Source organism: Gordonibacter urolithinfaciens (genome assembly GCF_900199375.1).
GTDB classification, from domain to species: domain Bacteria; phylum Actinomycetota; class Coriobacteriia; order Coriobacteriales; family Eggerthellaceae; genus Gordonibacter; species Gordonibacter urolithinfaciens.
Genome location: NZ_LT900217.1, coordinates 2,595,214 through 2,610,706 on the forward strand (window position 1 = coordinate 2,595,214; position 15,493 = coordinate 2,610,706).

At 64.2% G+C, this 15,493-nt stretch carries 19 protein-coding genes; 14 read left to right on the forward strand and 5 right to left on the reverse strand.

Translation table 11 applies throughout. The annotated features are described in order from the left end of the window. Positions 1-132: 132 nt before the first annotated feature. The 9 genes from BN3560_RS11050 to BN3560_RS11090 all read left to right on the forward strand — a co-directional run bounded on the left by BN3560_RS11050 (position 133) and on the right by BN3560_RS11090 (position 7,223). A complete protein-coding gene (locus BN3560_RS11050) occupies positions 133-414 on the forward strand; it encodes a hypothetical protein (protein WP_087191461.1) in 282 nt (93 codons plus the stop codon). 18 nt (positions 415-432) lie between these two features. Beyond that, positions 433-1,218, forward strand: a complete 786-nt coding sequence (atpB, locus tag BN3560_RS11055; RefSeq protein ID WP_087191460.1) for a F0F1 ATP synthase subunit A — start codon at positions 433-435, stop codon at positions 1,216-1,218. Positions 1,219-1,365: 147 nt separating this feature from the next. Next, positions 1,366-1,584 carry an ATP synthase F0 subunit C gene (gene atpE, locus BN3560_RS11060; RefSeq protein WP_041239754.1) on the forward strand — a complete coding sequence of 73 codons (219 nt, stop codon included), beginning with the start codon at positions 1,366-1,368 and terminating at the stop codon, positions 1,582-1,584. An 85-nt stretch (positions 1,585-1,669) separates the two neighbouring features. Then, the gene (gene atpF / locus BN3560_RS11065; protein WP_015540408.1) at positions 1,670-2,254 is read left to right on the forward strand and encodes a F0F1 ATP synthase subunit B; all 585 of its coding nucleotides are present in this window, start codon (positions 1,670-1,672) and stop codon (positions 2,252-2,254) included. Positions 2,255-2,276: 22 nt separating this feature from the next. Then, the gene (gene atpH / locus BN3560_RS11070; protein WP_224767865.1) at positions 2,277-2,822 is read left to right on the forward strand and encodes an ATP synthase F1 subunit delta; all 546 of its coding nucleotides are present in this window, start codon (positions 2,277-2,279) and stop codon (positions 2,820-2,822) included. Beyond that, complete coding sequence (gene atpA / locus BN3560_RS11075; protein WP_154270391.1) at positions 2,816-4,387, forward strand: F0F1 ATP synthase subunit alpha; 1,572 nt, start codon at positions 2,816-2,818, stop codon at positions 4,385-4,387. The genes atpH and atpA overlap by 7 nt, the downstream gene beginning before the upstream one ends. 12 nt (positions 4,388-4,399) lie before the next feature. Then, positions 4,400-5,329, forward strand: coding sequence for an ATP synthase F1 subunit gamma (atpG, locus tag BN3560_RS11080; RefSeq protein WP_087191458.1), 930 nt, complete (start codon positions 4,400-4,402; stop codon positions 5,327-5,329). After that, positions 5,330-6,778 (forward strand): F0F1 ATP synthase subunit beta, encoded by a 1,449-nt coding sequence (atpD, locus tag BN3560_RS11085; protein ID WP_015540406.1) that lies wholly within the window; start codon positions 5,330-5,332, stop codon positions 6,776-6,778. Next, complete coding sequence (locus tag BN3560_RS11090) at positions 6,771-7,223, forward strand: F0F1 ATP synthase subunit epsilon (protein ID WP_096228087.1); 453 nt, start codon at positions 6,771-6,773, stop codon at positions 7,221-7,223. The genes atpD and BN3560_RS11090 overlap by 8 nt, the downstream gene beginning before the upstream one ends. A gap of 77 nt (positions 7,224-7,300) precedes the next feature. Here the strand turns inward: BN3560_RS11090 and BN3560_RS11095 are convergent, their stop codons facing one another. The 3 genes from BN3560_RS11095 to BN3560_RS11105 form a co-directional block, all read right to left on the reverse strand. Then, positions 7,301-7,570, reverse strand: coding sequence for a type II toxin-antitoxin system RelE/ParE family toxin (locus BN3560_RS11095; protein ID WP_096228088.1), 270 nt, complete (start codon positions 7,568-7,570; stop codon positions 7,301-7,303). Beyond that, the gene (locus tag BN3560_RS11100; RefSeq protein WP_096228089.1) at positions 7,563-7,853 is read right to left on the reverse strand and encodes a hypothetical protein; all 291 of its coding nucleotides are present in this window, start codon (positions 7,851-7,853) and stop codon (positions 7,563-7,565) included. The genes BN3560_RS11095 and BN3560_RS11100 overlap by 8 nt, the downstream gene beginning before the upstream one ends. A gap of 99 nt (positions 7,854-7,952) precedes the next feature. After that, positions 7,953-9,335 carry a helix-turn-helix transcriptional regulator gene (locus tag BN3560_RS11105; RefSeq protein ID WP_123649884.1) on the reverse strand — a complete coding sequence of 461 codons (1,383 nt, stop codon included), beginning with the start codon at positions 9,333-9,335 and terminating at the stop codon, positions 7,953-7,955. A 305-nt stretch (positions 9,336-9,640) separates the two neighbouring features. Between BN3560_RS11105 and BN3560_RS11110 the strand changes: the two genes are divergently transcribed. The 4 genes from BN3560_RS11110 (at position 9,641) to BN3560_RS11125 (ending at position 13,084) form a co-directional block, all read left to right on the forward strand. Continuing rightward, positions 9,641-11,875 carry a molybdopterin-dependent oxidoreductase gene (locus BN3560_RS11110; RefSeq protein ID WP_096228091.1) on the forward strand — a complete coding sequence of 745 codons (2,235 nt, stop codon included), beginning with the start codon at positions 9,641-9,643 and terminating at the stop codon, positions 11,873-11,875. A 3-nt stretch (positions 11,876-11,878) separates the two neighbouring features. Continuing rightward, the gene (locus BN3560_RS11115; protein ID WP_096228092.1) at positions 11,879-12,220 is read left to right on the forward strand and encodes a 4Fe-4S dicluster domain-containing protein; all 342 of its coding nucleotides are present in this window, start codon (positions 11,879-11,881) and stop codon (positions 12,218-12,220) included. Positions 12,221-12,273: 53 nt separating this feature from the next. Next, the gene (locus BN3560_RS11120; protein ID WP_096228093.1) at positions 12,274-12,804 is read left to right on the forward strand and encodes a hypothetical protein; all 531 of its coding nucleotides are present in this window, start codon (positions 12,274-12,276) and stop codon (positions 12,802-12,804) included. A 73-nt stretch (positions 12,805-12,877) separates the two neighbouring features. Next, positions 12,878-13,084: a hypothetical protein gene (locus BN3560_RS11125; RefSeq protein ID WP_096228094.1), complete on the forward strand. Its 207-nt coding sequence runs from the start codon at positions 12,878-12,880 to the stop codon at positions 13,082-13,084. Positions 13,085-13,352: 268 nt separating this feature from the next. On the opposite strand, the gene BN3560_RS11130 is transcribed toward BN3560_RS11125, so the two are convergent. Together BN3560_RS11130 and BN3560_RS11135 are read right to left on the reverse strand one after the other, a co-directional pair. Continuing rightward, entirely contained in the window at positions 13,353-14,078 is a 726-nt protein-coding gene (locus BN3560_RS11130; protein ID WP_096228095.1) for a B3/B4 domain-containing protein, read from the reverse strand. A 17-nt stretch (positions 14,079-14,095) separates the two neighbouring features. Further along, positions 14,096-14,587, reverse strand: a complete 492-nt coding sequence (locus BN3560_RS11135; RefSeq protein ID WP_096228096.1) for a pyridoxamine 5'-phosphate oxidase family protein — start codon at positions 14,585-14,587, stop codon at positions 14,096-14,098. 267 nt (positions 14,588-14,854) lie between these two features. On the opposite strand from BN3560_RS11135, the gene BN3560_RS11140 reads away from it, so the two are divergent. Next, positions 14,855-15,352, forward strand: a complete 498-nt coding sequence (locus tag BN3560_RS11140; protein WP_197702186.1) for a site-specific integrase — start codon at positions 14,855-14,857, stop codon at positions 15,350-15,352. Positions 15,353-15,493 lie beyond the last annotated feature (141 nt).

Consider the following 15,493-nt stretch of genomic DNA (forward strand, 5'->3'; position numbering starts at 1 on the left):
CGGATTTATCCACCACTCACCCGAAAATCGGATGTTTTTGTTACCTTCTCGTAGAATAAATCGAACGTTCCGTTATCATACGTACCGGTTTAATAGGGTGCGTCTGCGAGCGCATGGATTTGAAAGCAGGCTATGGTACTAGCGATCGTTTTGGGGGCGTTGTCCGGGGTGCTCGGCGTTTTGCCGCTGTTTCTCGGATTGCGAATGACGAGGCGGGTGACCGACACCAGCAACTTGGGCCATGCAGGCGCCCTGATGCTCGGTGTGCTGTTGTCGTTCGTCATCCTTTTCCTCGGAGCCATCGCCTGCGTCGTCCTTGCTCGCGACATAGCGGTGCCCTTCGTCTTGGCGGAAGCGGCGGTGCTCGTTGCCTGCGCAATCGGCTACGGCGTATATACATTTGTACGGAAGTAGGATGGGAAGGTAAGACACGTGAATCCACTTGATCAACTAGCGGCCGAGGTGCCCCATCTGCAGCATTCGTTCGACCCGGCCTTTGTGTTCGGCTCGGGCTCGTTCGGCATGACCCAGTACGTGCTGTGGATGATCATCTGCTTCGTCATCACGCTCATCGTCGTGCTGACGGCGGGGAAGCGCCTCACGCTCATCCCCACGAACAAGTTCACGAACATGGTCGAGTACGGCTACGAGTTCGTGAAGAAGGACATGGGCGAGAGCGCCATCGGCCACGGCTACAAGAAGCACATCCCGTTCCTGGCCACGCTGTTCTTCTTCATCCTCATCAGCAACTTCGTCGGGTTGATCCCCGGCTGCAAGACGCCCACCGGCTCCATCTCCATCACGTGGGCCCTCGCCGCCATCTCGTTCGTGTACTTCATCTTCTACGGCATCAAGGTCAAGGGCCTGGGCGGCTACCTCAAGTCGTTCGCGCCGGCCGGCCTGCCCGTGGTCATGGTGCCCATCGTGTGGTTCCTGGAGCTCTTCTCCACGGTGCTGCGCGTGCTCACGCTCGCCGTGCGACTCTATGGCAACATGTTCGCCGGCCACATGGTGCTCGGCATCTTCGCCTTGCTCACCAGCGTGTTCATCGGCTCCGCCATCCAGGGCGCGGGCGTTGCGGTGGGCGGCATATCCATCGCCTGGATGCTGTTCCTGTTCGCCATGTACGCGCTCGAGGTGCTGGTCGCGTTCCTGCAGGCCTACGTGTTCACCATCCTGAGCGCGGTGTACATCGGCCTGGCGACCTCCGACCACTAGGAGATCGTCCCCGCTGGCCGCGCGAGCGGGCGGCATCGCGCCGAGGGCGCGGAACCACGGTTCATACCGGCACTCCACGGCCGGTTGACATAAACAGGTTGTCCAAAGTCTCCGAGGTTGGCTCGGAAACGGTAAAAGGAGGAAATTGTGGAAACTACCATCGTTCTTGCGGCTCTGAAGCTCGTGGGCTACGGCCTGTCGACCATCGGCCCCGGCGTCGGCATCGGCATCGCCTGCTATGGCTGCTGCGTCGCGACCGCCCGCCAGCCCGAACTGCAGGGTCGTCTGTTCACGAACTTCATCATCGGCGCCGCCCTCGCCGAGGCCCTCGGCCTCATCGGCTTCGTTCTGACCTTCATCGTGTAACTCGGCCTTATTCGGACATATTTGCCGCAAGAAGGCTAAAGGAGGTTACAACGTGAAAGACAGAGCGAAAAAAGCATCGACTCGCATGGGGGTTGCCGCAGTTGCCGGCGCCGGCATGACGTTTGCTTTTCCCGCGCTCGCGTTCGCCAGTGAGGAGGAGGCAGGCGGCATCAGCGCCATCCTGCCCGACATGGCGGAGTTCATCCCCATGCTCGTCATCTTCATCTTGCTGTGGATCGTCCTCGCGAAGCTCGGCTGGCCCAAGTTCGAGGCCATGCTGTCCAAGCGCGAGACGATGATCAAAGATGCCCTCGAGAAGTCCGAAGAGGCCCGCATCGAGAGCGAGCGGGTGCTCGAGGAGTACCGGGTGCAGCTGGCCGATGCCAAGGCCCAGGCGGCCCAGATCGTGGCCGACGCCAAGCAGACCGGCGAAGCCGCCAAGGCCGACATCACGGCCAAGGCCCAGTCCGAGGCGACCGACATGATCGCCAAGGCGCGCACGGCCATCGAGGCGGAGAAGAAGGCTGCCATCGCCGAGCTCCAGAGCTCCGTCGCCGACACGTCCGTCGCGGTTGCGGCGCGCCTCATCGGCGAGGACCTCTCGGAGAGCGAGCATCGCAAGATGATCGAGCGCTACGTGAACGAGGCGGGCAGTTTCGATGCCAACTAATCGTCTTATCGTCAAAGAGGAAGTGGCAGTCTATGCCGCCGTCCTGTTCGATGGGGCGTTCGAGGCGGGCGGCCAGGAGGCGGTCCTCGAGGTGCGCGACCAGATGGTCCGCGTCGCCGAGGCCATGCGAACGAACATGGAGCTGTCCGTTGCCTTGTCAGACCCGGGCTACACGCCCGAGCAGCGGGGCGAGCTTGCCAGGAACGTGTTCGCTGGCTGCAACCCGGTCCTGCTCGACGTGCTGGCGGTTCTGGCCGAACGGGGCGACGCCGCGCTGCTGCCCCGCGTGCTCGAGAACTACGCAGAGCAGCTGCAGAGCAAGTTGAACCTGTGCGTGGTGGACGTTACGACGGCGGTTCCGCTGGACGACGCCCTGCGACGCATCATTACGGAAAAAGCCGAAGCCGATCTGGACACGAACGTCGTCCTGCGCGAGAGCGTCGACAAGTCCATATTGGGCGGCATCATCATGAGCACGAACGGGAAGCGCATCGACGCCAGCGTGGCGTCCCAGCTCGACCATGCCCGCAACGTGCTCAAAACGACTACAGATGGAGGTGAATGCTAGTGACTGAAATCACCGCTAAGTCCATTGACGATGCGTTGCGCAAGCAGCTTGACGCCCTGAAGGTCAACATCGAGTCTCGCGAGGTCGGAACCGTTATCCAAATCGGCGACGGCATCGCCCGCGTCGACGGCCTGCGCGACGCCATGGCAGGCGAGCTCCTCGAATTCGTCGGCCAGGGCGGCAAGACCGTCTACGGTCTGGCCCAGAACCTCGAAGAAGACGAGGTCGGCGCCGTGCTTCTCGGCGATGTCACGGCAATCAGGGAGAACGACCAGGTCCGCACGACCGGCCGTATCGTGGAAGTTCCGTCGGGCAGGGAGATGCTCGGCCGTGTGGTCAACCCGCTCGGCATGCCCATCGACGGCAAGGGCCCCATCAAGGCCGAGGGCATGCGCCCCGTGGAGTTCAAGGCTCCCGGCGTTATCGCCCGCAAGCCGGTGCACGAGCCCATGCAGACGGGCATCCTGGCCATCGACTCGATGATCCCCGTCGGCCGCGGCCAGCGCGAGCTCATCATCGGCGACCGCCAGACCGGCAAGACCGCCATTGCGGTTGATGCTATCATCAACCAAAAGGGCAAGGACATGATCTGCATCTACGTGGCTATCGGCCAGAAGGCCTCCACGGTTGCCGGCATCGTCGAGACGCTCGAGCGCCATGGCGCCATGGACTACACGATCATCGTGTCGGCCTCCGCGTCCGACTCCGCGCCGCTGCAGTACATCGCCCCCATGGCGGGTGCCGCCATCGGCGAGTTCTTCATGTACAACGGCGAGGACGGCAAGCCGGCCTCCGCCGAGAACCCGGGCCGCCACGTGCTGTGCGTCTACGACGACCTGTCCAAGCAGGCTGTGGCCTACCGCCAGATGTCGCTGACCCTTCGTCGTCCTCCGGGACGCGAGGCGTACCCCGGCGACGTGTTCTACCTGCACTCGCGCCTGCTTGAGCGCGCGGTGAAGATGAACGACGAGAACGGTGCGGGCTCCCTCACGGCGCTCCCCATCATCGAGACGCAGGCCGGCGACGTGTCCGCCTACATCCCGACGAACGTCATCTCCATCACCGACGGTCAGATCTTCCTGCAGACCGACCTGTTCTTCCAGGGCCAGCGCCCGGCTGTCGACGTGGGCATCTCCGTGTCGCGAGTCGGCGGCTCCGCGCAGATCAAGGCTATGAAGCAGGTTGCCGGCTCGCTGCGCCTCGACCTCGCGTCCTATCGCGAGCTGCAGGCGTTCACGCAGTTCGGCAGCGACTTGGACAAGGCCACGCAGGACCAGCTGAACCGCGGTGCCCACATGACCGAGCTGCTGAAGCAGGGTCGCTACAACCCCATGCCGGTCGAGGAGCAGGCGGTGTCCATCTACGCAGGCGGGCACGGCTACCTCGACGACATCCCGGTGGGCGACGTCGTGCGTTTCCGCGGCGAGCTGCTCGATTACATCCGCGCCTCCAAGCCGGAGATCTTCGAGAATATTGTGAAGGAGCAGAAGTTTACCGACGCGATCGAAACCGAGCTGAACGCTGCCATCGAGGCCTTCAAGCTGACGTTCTCGGCTTCGGCTTAAGGCAGGTAGACCATGCCCAACCTTCACGACATAGAACGGCGCATCAACTCCGTCTCCTCGACGAAGCAGATCACGCGTACCATGGAAATGGTTGCGGCCGCCAAGATCCGCCGCGCCTCGGAGCGGGTGTACAACGCCCTTCCGTGGGCGAGCGCCATCTCGGAGATGCTCATTTCCACGGCGAAGTACGCACCGCTCGACTCCGAGCCGCTGCTCGCCACGCATGACGAGGTCAAGCGCGCTCTGATCGTGGTCATCGCGTCCGATCGCGGGCTTGCCGGCGGGTTCAACAGCAACGTGCTTCGCCATGCCGAGAAGCTCATCAAGGAGAAGGAGCGCCAGGGCATCGAGGTCGAGATCGTCGCCTGCGGCAAGAAGGCCATCGGGTACTTCAGCTATCGCAACATCGTGCCGATTTTCGAGTTCCGCGACCTCTCGGCCGACCCGACGTACGAGGAGGCGGCCGAGATCTCGCAGTTCGCCGGCGACAGCTACCGCGAGGGCAAGCTCGACGAGGTCATCATCGTGTTCAACCATGCGAAGAACGCGGCCGAGCAGCGGTTGATCGAGCAGCAGGTGCTGCCCATCAACACCACGAGCTATGCCGAGCTTCTGGGCCTGGCTCCCAAGGAGAAGGACTACTTCGAGCATTTCCGCGAGAAGGACCTCGACCACCTGCCCGGCGACATCGACTTCGAGCCCGATGCCGAATCGGTCATGCACTATCTGATGCGCGCCTACCTGCGCAACACGTTCTACTACGCGCTCATCGACTCGGCGGCTGCCGAGCAGGGCGCGCGCCGCACCGCAATGAAGTCGGCGACCGACAACGCCAACGAGATGGTCAACACCCTGACCCGCGTGTACAACCGCGTGCGCCAGGGCGCTATCACGACCGAGATCTCGGAGATCGTTGGCGGCGCCGCAGCTTTGGAGGAATAAATGGCTGAAACCAAGAACACTGCATCGGCCACGGGCGCGACCGGACGCATTGTCCGCATCGTCGGCGCTGTTGTCGACGTTGAGTTTCCGCCGGATCAAATGCCGGCGATCTACAACGCCCTGACCGTGGATGCAACGACCCCCATCGGGGAAGTGAAGACTGTGCTGGAGGTGCAGACGCACCTCCCGGGCGACCTCGTCCGCACCGTCGCCATGTCGTCCACCGACGGCATGGTGCGCGGGCTCGAGGTCGTCGACACCGGCAACCCCATCATGATGCCCGTGGGCCCGAACACGCTGGGCCGCATCTGGAACGTGATCGGCGAGCCGGTCGACGGCAAGCCCATGCCCGAGGTCGCCGAGTGGATGCCCATCCACCACCCGGCCCCGGACTACGACACGCTGACCACCACGACGGAGATCTTCGAGACTGGCATCAAGGTCGTCGACCTCATCGAGCCCTACGTCAAGGGCGGCAAGACGGGCCTGTTCGGCGGCGCCGGCGTCGGCAAGACCGTTATCATCCAGGAGCTCATCAACAACCTGGCCCAGGAGCACGGCGGCACGTCGGTGTTCACGGGCGTGGGCGAGCGTACCCGCGAGGGCACCGACCTGTTCCTCGAGATGAGCGAGTCCGGCGTCATCGACAAGACCTGCCTGGTGTACGGCCAGATGAACGAGCCTCCGGGAGCGCGTTTGCGCGTGGGCCTGGCGGGCCTGACCGAGGCCGAGTACTTCCGTGACCAGGGCCAGGACGTGTTGCTGTTCATCGACAACATCTTCCGCTTCACGCAGGCCGGCTCCGAGGTGTCCGCACTTCTCGGCCGTATGCCCTCCGCCGTTGGCTACCAGCCCACGCTGGCAACCGAGATGGGCGACCTGCAGGAGCGCATCACGTCCACCGAGACCGGCTCCATCACCTCGGTGCAGGCCGTGTACGTGCCCGCCGACGACCTGACCGACCCTGCGCCGGCCACGACGTTCACCCACCTCGACGCGAAGACGGTTCTGTCCCGTTCCATCGCCGAGCTGGGCATCTACCCGGCCGTCGACCCGCTGGAGTCCACCTCCCGCGCGCTCGACCCGGAGATCGTGGGCGAGGAGCACTACCGCGTGGCCGTGGGCGTGCAGGAGGTGCTGCAGAACTACAAGGACCTGCAGGACATCATCGCCATCCTCGGCATGGACGAGCTCTCCGAGGAGCAGAAGCTCGTCGTGAACCGCGCCCGCAAGATCCAGAAGTACCTGGGCCAGCCGTTCCATGTGGCCGAGGTCTTCACCGGCAACCCCGGCAAGTACGTGAAGATGGAGGATACCATCCGCTCGTTCGCCGAGATCCTCGACGGCAAGTGCGACCATATCCCCGAGCAGTGCTTCGTGTACAAGGGCGCCATCGAGGACGTGTACGCGGCCTACGAGGAAATGACGAAGGAAGAAGCTCATGCCTAATCTGCTTTGCATGGTGGCTACGCCGACGCGCGAGCTGTTCTCGGGAGAGATCGCCTACGCGGACGTCCCGGGTTCCGAGGGCAACTACGGCGTGCTGAGCGGCCATGAGATGCTCGTGGCCAAGAACAGCCCCGGCGTCCTCACGCTCTGGATGGATGCCGCCGGCAACGAGAAGCGCCGTTTCGCCCTCTACGAGGGTGCAACGCAGGTGTACGCGGACCGTTTGACCGTCCTTGCGCGCTTCGGAGTCGATGCGGACAGCATCGACGTGGAGGCGGTCCGCAAGAAGGCCGACGGGATGCGGGAGCGCGTCGCCGAGCTCGAGGCGAAGCATGCCGACGATCCCGAGGTGGAGTCCTACGGCGCCATCTTGGAGACGTCCCGGGCGCGTCTTGCCTGGTACGAGACCCAGCTGCGCGTGGCGGAAGGCGCACCTGCCAAATAGCGCGCCGCCGCATCACAAGGGTACCAACCGAGGAGGGGGACAGCTTGGCTGTCCCCCTCCTTTCATGTTCGCTGTTGCTAGTGCACTCTCCGCTGATGGATCAAAGCTGCAACATACACGGTGTCTTCTACCTTGTCGTATCGGTAGAGAATATCGAACGGTGCGATAACAATTTTTCGGCAGTCCTTCCCGAAGCGCTTCTTGATGGCGTAGGGAAGTTCGGTTGAGCCGAGTTCGGGAAGAGCTTCCAGCATTTCCACCAATCGGTAGAGATCGTTGAACATGCGCTCGGAATAGACCTCGGCTGTCGCCTCGACGAATTCTTCCGAGATGATGACCTTAGGCATGCTTTCTCCTCAGCTTGAGCGCTGCCTCGCGCGCCACCTCTGCACCCTCGTAACATCGTCCGGCCTCTATGTCGGCGAAACCGCGTTCCAAAGCGGCGGCCACAAGGGCCTCGTAGGCGGCCTGATCCGCTACCTCCTTCATCTTCTGCTCGTACACCTCCTCCGAGCAGAACACGAACGCGCCGGCGCCGTTCTCGGTGATGCGCACGATTCCCTTGCGCGCGGCTTCCTTGACCTCGCCCTGCTTCTTCTGGAGGGCGGTGACGGGATAGATGGGTTCCATGGCAAGCCTCCTTTTCGCTTGCGAGGAGCATAGCAGGATAGAGGATTATTGTATATACCGTTCGCTATACAATAAGCAACCTTTTATCCGGTTGCACCCCTATGCGTCGTCGGGGTTCGCGGCCTCGATGGCGTCGAGGAGCTCCTCGCGGGAGTTGATGCCCATCTTCTTGTAGATGTTGTACGTGTGCGACTTCACGGTGTGGCTGGAGATGCACAGCTTGTTCTGGATGTGCTCGATGCCGCGGCCCTTCGCCATGAGGAAGAACACCTCGGTCTCGCGCGCGGAGAGCTTGGCCTCGCGCGCCATCACGGTGCAGCGGGCCTTCCAGCGGCCCTGCTCGTGCTCATGCTCGGGAGCCTCGGCGGCATCGTCGTCGTCGGCAGGACGGCGGCTCGGGGCGAACGTGATGAACGCGGCCAGCACCACCACCAGCCCCAGCGCGACGCCCGAGAGCACGGCGTAGTTCGTGGCGCCGGTGGCCGCCGGCAGCAAACCCAGCGCGAAGCCCGCCGCCATCCCGGCGCCGAGCACGCCCTGGCTCATTCCCACGAAGTACAGGGGCGCCGCATGCCGGTTGTGCGCCGTGTGCACCTCGAAGGCCATGCTCACCACCACCAGGAACACGTAAACGGCCAAAAGCAGCAGGTTCGACAGCGCGTACACCGGCCCGGTGAACAGCGTCATGGACACGAGCGACACCACGAGGAACGGGAACACCATGCGCAGCACGTCGATCTGGCGCATGCGCCCGGCGAAGCGGTGCATGAACGCGAGCACCGCCAGCGCGCCGGCCAACGCGAACCCGGCGATGCCGGCGAACAGCAGCGGATCGCCGGCCAATTGCGTGATAGAACCGGCTCCGAGGCCGAACACGATGCCGTACACGAGGTAGATGACGCCGAACGCCCACGAGAGGCCCGCCTTCTCCTGGGAGACGGCCAGCGGTATGCGCAGGCCCTCGTCCGGCCCCGCCTCGTGCGCCACCACGCGCTCGACGCCCAGGCTTACCAGAGGGCACACCACGAGCATGACGATGCTGAAGTAGGACGGCAGCAGGTTGATGATGAGGTAGAGGAAGCCGCCGCAGGCGGTGGAGAGCGCCATGCAGCGCGCCACCGACCGCTCGTCGAGGCGCGATACCGCGGGCATCCAGCTGAACAGAAGGCATCCCAGGCCGGCCCCCGAAAGCCCCCATGCCGCGAGGTCGAAGGCGAGCGGCAACGGCATGCCGAGCGCCGCATAGGCCGTGGGCGACACGGCGGCGATGACGCAGAACGCCGCCACGAACCCCGTCATGGCCCGCCGTGCACGGGGCGACGGCAGCCCTTCGGGGGCACGCGACATCGTGAGGCAGCAGGCCCCGAAACCGATGAAGAACGCGATGCGCAGGGCCAAGTGGTACCACAGCCGGTCGATGCCGGGATCCAAGAACGAGTTGCGCATGAGCATGGCGAAGAAGCAGGTCCAGAAGAGCGCCATGCCTCCCACCATGGTGAGAAGCATGGTGGGAGATACGCTCTGACGTGGTGTTTCGCAGCTATTCAGACTTTTTTCCATAGGCGTTCGCGCGGCCCCCTCCCGCATATCGCCGAGGCCCCTCCGAAGAAACCAGACGATTTGTCGATGGCGCCCATGATAAACGGTCTCTAGGATCGTGGCAAGGAAAGGCACCGCCGCCGCCCGGGGACCCGAAACCGGGGAACAGGACGGGGAGGCCCCTCGGGGCCACCTCCCGCAGAGAGCGGGGCGGGTGCATCCGAGACGAAAGGACGAGGAGGCAAGGTATGGCTGAGGAGTATCGAACCGTGCAGCACGACAAGCCGTTCCAGTACGAGGAAGGCGGCTACCAGGTCACGCGCGGCTGCGCATGGACGGGCCCGGGCTGCCACCTGGGCTGCGGCGTCATCATGTACCAGGATGCCGAGGGCAAGCTGGCCAAGTGCGAGGGCGACCCGGAGGACCCATGGACGAACGGCCGCCTGTGCATGCGCTGCCTTGACGTGCCCGAGGTGACGCACCACAAGGAGCGCCTGCAGTATCCCATGAAGCGCGCCCGCGAGGACCGCGGCCTCGACAAGTGGGAGCGCATCTCCTGGGACGAGGCCTACGACCTCATCACCGACGAGTTCATGGCCATGAAGGAGAAGTACGGCGCCGAGTCCGTCATCTTCGCGCAGGGCACCGGCCGCGACATCGCCGCGTACATCACGCGCCTGTCCTGGTCGTTCGGCAGCCCGAACTACACGGGCCTGCTTTCGGGCCAGGCGTGCTACCTGCCGCGCATCGCCGGCATGGCCGCCACGACGGGCGCGCCGTGGATCCCCGACGCCGCCCAGCAGTTCCCCGAGCGCTACGACCACCCCGACTACGAGGTGCCCGAGGTCATGTTCGTGTGGGGCAACTACCCGCTGAAGTCGAACATCGAGGGCTTCTACGGCCACTGGGTCATCGACCTCATGAAGCGCGGCATGAAGCTGGTCACGGTGGACCCGAAGGTTACGTGGCTGGCTTCGAAGTCCGAGCTGCACCTGCGCGTGCGCCCCGGCACCGACGCGGCGCTGGCGCTGGGCATGATGAAGGTCATCATCGAGGAGGACCTCTACGACCACGAGTTCGTCGACAACTGGTGCTACGGCTTCGACGAGCTGGCCGAGCGCGCCAAGGAGTTCGACGTGAAGCGCGTGAGCGAGATCACGTGGGTGCCCGAGGAGAAGATCATCGCCGCCGCCCGCATGCTGGGCAACGCGAAGAACTCCACGCTGCAGTGGGGCGTGGCCGTTGACATGACCCGCGAGGCCATGCCGGCCGGTCAGGCCATCCTCGCCCTCTGGGAGATCACGGGCAACATGGAGCGTCCCGGCGGCATGATCGTGGCGCCGGAGATCCTGTCGGTGGCCGGCGGCTGGGGCCGCGAGATCCTGGGCCCGGAGCAGGAGGCCAAGCGCATCGGCATCAAGGACTACCCGCTGTACAACTTCGGGTTCGCCGTGTCGCAGCCCGACGAGACCGTGAAGACCATCGAGACGGGCGTGCCGTACGAGATCCACGGCGCTTGGCTCCAGACCACGAACCCCATCGCCTGCATGGGCGCCGACCCGCAGCGTTTGTACAAGGCCCTGAACAAGCTGGACTTCATCGTGGTGGTGGACCTGTTCAAGACGCCGACCATCGCCGCTTTGGCCGACGTGGTGCTGCCGGCCTGCACGTTCCCCGAGCGCAACGGCATCGCGTTCGTATCCGGCGCGCAGCGCGGCTCCACCATCAACAAGGTGACGGACGTGGGCGAGTGCCGAAGCGACATGCAGATCAACCTTGAGCTCGGCAAGCGCTGGAACCCCGAGGCGTGGCCGTGGGACAACGTGGACGAGATGTTCACCGACATGCTCAAGCCCACCGACATGAGCTTCGAGGAGCTGCAGCAGGTGGCCCCGGCCTACCAGCCCATCGAGTACTACCGCTACAAGACGGGCAAGCTGCGCAAGGACGGCCAGCCCGGCTTCAACACGCCCACGGGACGCATCGAGCTGTGGAGCAACTTCTACAACCAGGCCGGCCTCGACCCGCTGCCCTACTTCGAGGAGCCCGAGCCCGGCCCCGGTTCCACGCCGGACCTCATGGACGAGTACCCGCTGGTCATGACGAGCGGCGCGCGCACCTGGGGCATGTTCCACTCCGAGCATCGCCAGATCGAGCGCATGCGCCACTACCGCCCGTGGCCCCTCATGGAGATCCATCCCGAGACGGCCGCCAAGTACGGCATCAAGGACGGCGACTGGGTGTGGATGGAGGGCCCCATGGGCCGCGCGAAGCGCAAGGCGAAGCTCACGCCCGTCATGGATCGCCGCATCGTGTCGTGCGACCAGGGCTGGTGGTTCCCCGAGGGCGACCCGGAGAAGTTCTACGACGTGTTCGACCTGAACATCAACAACACGCTGCCGTGGATCCCGGGCAAGAGCGGCTTCGGCTCGAACTACAAGAGCTCTATCTGCAAGATCTACAAAGTGGAAGAGGGGGAATAGACCATGGCTAAGTACGGAATCCTGGCCGATGCGCAGTGGTGCTCGGGCTGCCACAGCTGCGAGGTGGCCTGCCAGATGGAGCACGGCCTGCCCGTGGGCGAGACCGGCATCAAAGTGGTGAAGATCGGCCCGTGGGCCATCGGCGACGAGGCCGACGAGAACTGGCAGTTCAGCTATCTGCCCATCCCCACGAAGCAGTGCGACACCTGCGCCGCGCGCCGCGGTTTGGGAAAGGTGCCCACCTGCGTGCAGCACTGCCAGTCGCAGTGCTTGGAGTTCGGCTCGATCGACGAGCTGTCCCAGCGCATGGACGTGAAGCAGAAGACGCTGTTCGTGGTGGCGTAAAGGGGCTTACGCGGCGGGCCCGCCTCGTGCGGGCCCGCGGACAAGGAGCGGATATGCATTCCAAGAAGTACTACATCGTGTACGGCCTGTTCTTCTCGTTCATCGTGGCGGCGGTGCTGTGCCTGTGCCTGACCATCATGCAGGGCATGCCGCACATCGACCCCGTGTTCTACCTGATGAGCTTCGGCGTGGCGTTCGTCACCTCGTTCGTGGTCACGGCTGTGATCCCGCTGGCGCGCATCGCCGCGGCGTGCGCCGTGTACTACGACGCCAAGCCGGGCAGCGTGGCGTTCCGGCTCATCCAGAACGTGTTCTTCAGCACGCTCATCATGTTCGTGCTGGGCATCGTCATGACGGCCTTCATGACGGGCGTGGGCGAGGTGCAGACCATGAGCGCCATGACCGGGCAGATGATGGGCACGAACCTGTTCGACCGGTTCGTGAGCCTGTGCCTGCAGTTCTGGCCGACCATCGTGATCGTGGCGTTTTTGTCCGACCCGGCCGCCGGCGGTTTGGCCGGGCTGCTGGTGAAGGAGAACCCCGCCGAGGTTGCTGCTGCGGCGAAGCAGGCGCCGGCTGCCTAGGCGCTGCGGTTCGGGTTTTGATAAGGTGAGGGAGCCGGCCGCGAGCCGGCTCCCCGCGTTTGAAAGGAGCGACATGGCAGATTACGACGGCCGCGCGCTAAGCCAGAAGCTGGCGTCCCCGTCGCCTGACGAGATCGACGAGGTCATCGACGCCGTGACGGGCGCCACATGGGGCGAGCGCAACCGCATCATGGAGACGCGCTTCGCCGCGCGCCTGAACGACAACCCCGCCGCCGTTCCCGCCTTCAGCCCGCCAGGCACCCCGCTGCCCCGCGGGTGAGGGCTGAGGAGCTGCGGCAACAATGCTCGCTGAGTGGAGCTGCTATGGAGAGCGTTCTCGTAGAGTGTCAAAAGGTAGGAATCGAGAGGTTCTTGTAGAGGTGATTCCCCCGATCGCCCATTTCGGCGAACCCGCATCATGACAGGGGGACACATGACAGGGGGACACATGACAGGGGGACACGCATGACAGGGGGACAGGGCCTTGTCATGCGGTCGTCTCTTCCGGGTCGAGCGCCGGTCGACCCGCGAGAAGCGGTCGGGGCAACCTATCCGGCGATAATCACCTCGGGGTTCGCGCGGTCTGCGATGGCGCGCGTCTCTATCGTCGCTCCCAGGTAGCGTTCCATGAGTTGCGCGAACTCGTCGAGCGCCGCCTCCAGGTCGGCGCGGCGCGTGGGATCGACGCACTCCATGACCAGGATGGCGTTCGCGGAATCGTCCTTGAGCGCCGAGCGCTGCCCGTCGCGCCAGTTCCAGCAGCGGCACACGGCGCCCTCGTCGTCGCGGTAGCAGAGCTCGCCGGGAAGCGTGGGATCCTCCGCGTCCTCGCCGATGGGCAAAAACGCATCGCCGCCCTCGGTCAGGCCCAAACGGAAGTCGCCGACGAACGAGTCCACGTCCTCGCCGCCCACGGGTAAGGCGTACTTCAGCGAGACGGCGTTGTAGATGTCCACCGACGGCGTGATCGAGCCCACAGGGTTGCCCTTCAGCACCCGCTTGAGCAGGTTCTCCACCGAGCAGCGCGCGCCCTTCTTCGTCTTGAACTTCTGGAACGCCTCGCGCCACACGCGCACGACCTCGTTCTCGGAGATCGTGTTGCTGGTGAGGTGCTGATCGGCGGTGGCGTTGGCTTCGCGCAGCAGCTTCGCGATGGCGGCCGCGTCCTCGGCCGGCACGTCGTTGGCCGACTTCATGCCGCGCACCACCAAGATGCCGATGGCCGCGTCGGGGAACAGCTCCCAGAACGATTCCTCCGCGATGAACTTCTGCATATCGTTTACCTTCCTCCTTACCGGCCGAGGCGTCGCGCGCCCTTGCCGCGCACCTCTTCGAGGTCGACGGCCCAGATGGCCGTGTCGTCGATCTCGCGGGCGATGCCCTCGCCGATCTTGTCCTTGTGCTCGGGCAGGTACTTCATGCACAGCGCCACCAGCACCTTGCGCATCGCGGCGCCGTCCTCCACGCGGCGCACCCGCCCGCGCGCGATGACCGAGGCGAAGCGCGTGGTGAAGAAGTCGTCCTCGTAGCAGGGCTCGACCTCGGTGGCCACCGTCACGCACGCGCGGCCGTCGCGAGCGAAGTTGTCCAGCTTGTGCCCGGCCTTGTTCGTGGTGTGGAAGCACAGCGCGCCGTCCAGCATCACGTAGGACAGCGGCACGCCGTAGGGCATCCCGTCCACGTCCACCGTGGACACGACGCAGAACTCGCCGGCTTCCAGCACCTCGAGCGCCTCGCTGGCGGACAGCTCGCGATCCTTCGCAAGCAGGGGGTAGTCGATCATGGTTCCTCTCCTTTCGCGGGCGCTTCCGCGCCTTTGCGCTCTACGGCCTTGCCGAGCACGATCTTTTCCCCATTATAGCCAACCTTCGGCGGTCCCCGCATCGTGACCCCTGTCGAGCGTCGCGCTTCGCCGGTATCCTCCTGTGCGCGTCTCCCTACGCTCCGCCTTATCCTCCTCCCGTTCCAGCCAACCTCCCCTTGCGTTCGAAACGGTGTGATATAAGTAGCGTGGCCCCACTCGGGGCAACGTTGAATCCCGAAAAGGAGCATGATGGAGATACCGGTTTTGAACGAGGGGCAGCTGGATAGATTCAAACTGCACCTCATTGAGGAAGAGCGATCGCCGAACACGATCGAGAAGTATTCGAGGGACGTGCGGGCCCTGCTCGCGCACTTTCCCGGCGAGGTGGGGTTCACTAAGGAGATGATCCTCGATTATAAACAATGCTTGTTGGAGAAGTACAAAACTATCAGCGTCAACAGCATGCTGGTGGCGATAAACCAGTTCTTCCGCTTCTGCAAGCGAGAGGATTTGCGGGTAAAGCTGGTGAAGGTGCAGCGATCCACCTTCCGGGAGCACCGTCGCGAGCTTTCGCTGGTTGAGTACAAGCGGCTGGTGAGGGCTGCCCAGTTGAAGAAGAAGGAGCGCTTGAGCCTGCTGATCCAAGCCATTTGCAGCACAGGCATCCGCGTGAGCGAGCACCGCTTCATCACGGTCGAGTCGCTGCGCAAGGGTGTGGACCAACCGCATCGTTATCGTCGGTGAGTACAAGCGCTTGAGGAGTGCGGAAGGAGATAACGGAAATGGGGAAGGCATCTTCGGAGACCGTCCCGTGCCCGCCACTCTCACGGGGGGAACCACATATACGCGAACGGGTTCAACCTCACCATCGGCGAGAGCGTCAAT

Excerpts from the sequence above, each read along its gene's own strand:
- BN3560_RS11090 (WP_096228087.1), top strand. The coding sequence starts at position 6,771 with ATGCCTAATCTGCTTTGCATGGTGGCTACGCCGACGCGCGAGCTGTTC.
- BN3560_RS11105 (WP_123649884.1), bottom strand. The coding sequence starts at position 9,335 with ATGGCGCTCTTCTGGACCTGCTTCTTCGCCATGCTCATGCGCAACTCG.
- atpA (WP_154270391.1), top strand. The coding sequence starts at position 2,816 with ATGCTAGTGACTGAAATCACCGCTAAGTCCATTGACGATGCGTTGCGC.
- BN3560_RS11140 (WP_197702186.1), top strand. The coding sequence starts at position 14,855 with ATGATGGAGATACCGGTTTTGAACGAGGGGCAGCTGGATAGATTCAAA.
- atpF (WP_015540408.1), top strand. The coding sequence starts at position 1,670 with ATGGGGGTTGCCGCAGTTGCCGGCGCCGGCATGACGTTTGCTTTTCCC.
- BN3560_RS11120 (WP_096228093.1), top strand. The coding sequence starts at position 12,274 with ATGCATTCCAAGAAGTACTACATCGTGTACGGCCTGTTCTTCTCGTTC.
- BN3560_RS11130 (WP_096228095.1), bottom strand. The coding sequence starts at position 14,078 with ATGCAGAAGTTCATCGCGGAGGAATCGTTCTGGGAGCTGTTCCCCGAC.
- BN3560_RS11110 (WP_096228091.1), top strand. The coding sequence starts at position 9,641 with ATGGCTGAGGAGTATCGAACCGTGCAGCACGACAAGCCGTTCCAGTAC.
- BN3560_RS11125 (WP_096228094.1), top strand. The coding sequence starts at position 12,878 with ATGGCAGATTACGACGGCCGCGCGCTAAGCCAGAAGCTGGCGTCCCCG.
- BN3560_RS11135 (WP_096228096.1), bottom strand. The coding sequence starts at position 14,587 with ATGATCGACTACCCCCTGCTTGCGAAGGATCGCGAGCTGTCCGCCAGC.
- atpG (WP_087191458.1), top strand. The coding sequence starts at position 4,400 with ATGCCCAACCTTCACGACATAGAACGGCGCATCAACTCCGTCTCCTCG.
- atpD (WP_015540406.1), top strand. The coding sequence starts at position 5,330 with ATGGCTGAAACCAAGAACACTGCATCGGCCACGGGCGCGACCGGACGC.
- BN3560_RS11100 (WP_096228089.1), bottom strand. The coding sequence starts at position 7,853 with ATGGAACCCATCTATCCCGTCACCGCCCTCCAGAAGAAGCAGGGCGAG.
- BN3560_RS11115 (WP_096228092.1), top strand. The coding sequence starts at position 11,879 with ATGGCTAAGTACGGAATCCTGGCCGATGCGCAGTGGTGCTCGGGCTGC.
- BN3560_RS11050 (WP_087191461.1), top strand. The coding sequence starts at position 133 with ATGGTACTAGCGATCGTTTTGGGGGCGTTGTCCGGGGTGCTCGGCGTT.
- BN3560_RS11095 (WP_096228088.1), bottom strand. The coding sequence starts at position 7,570 with ATGCCTAAGGTCATCATCTCGGAAGAATTCGTCGAGGCGACAGCCGAG.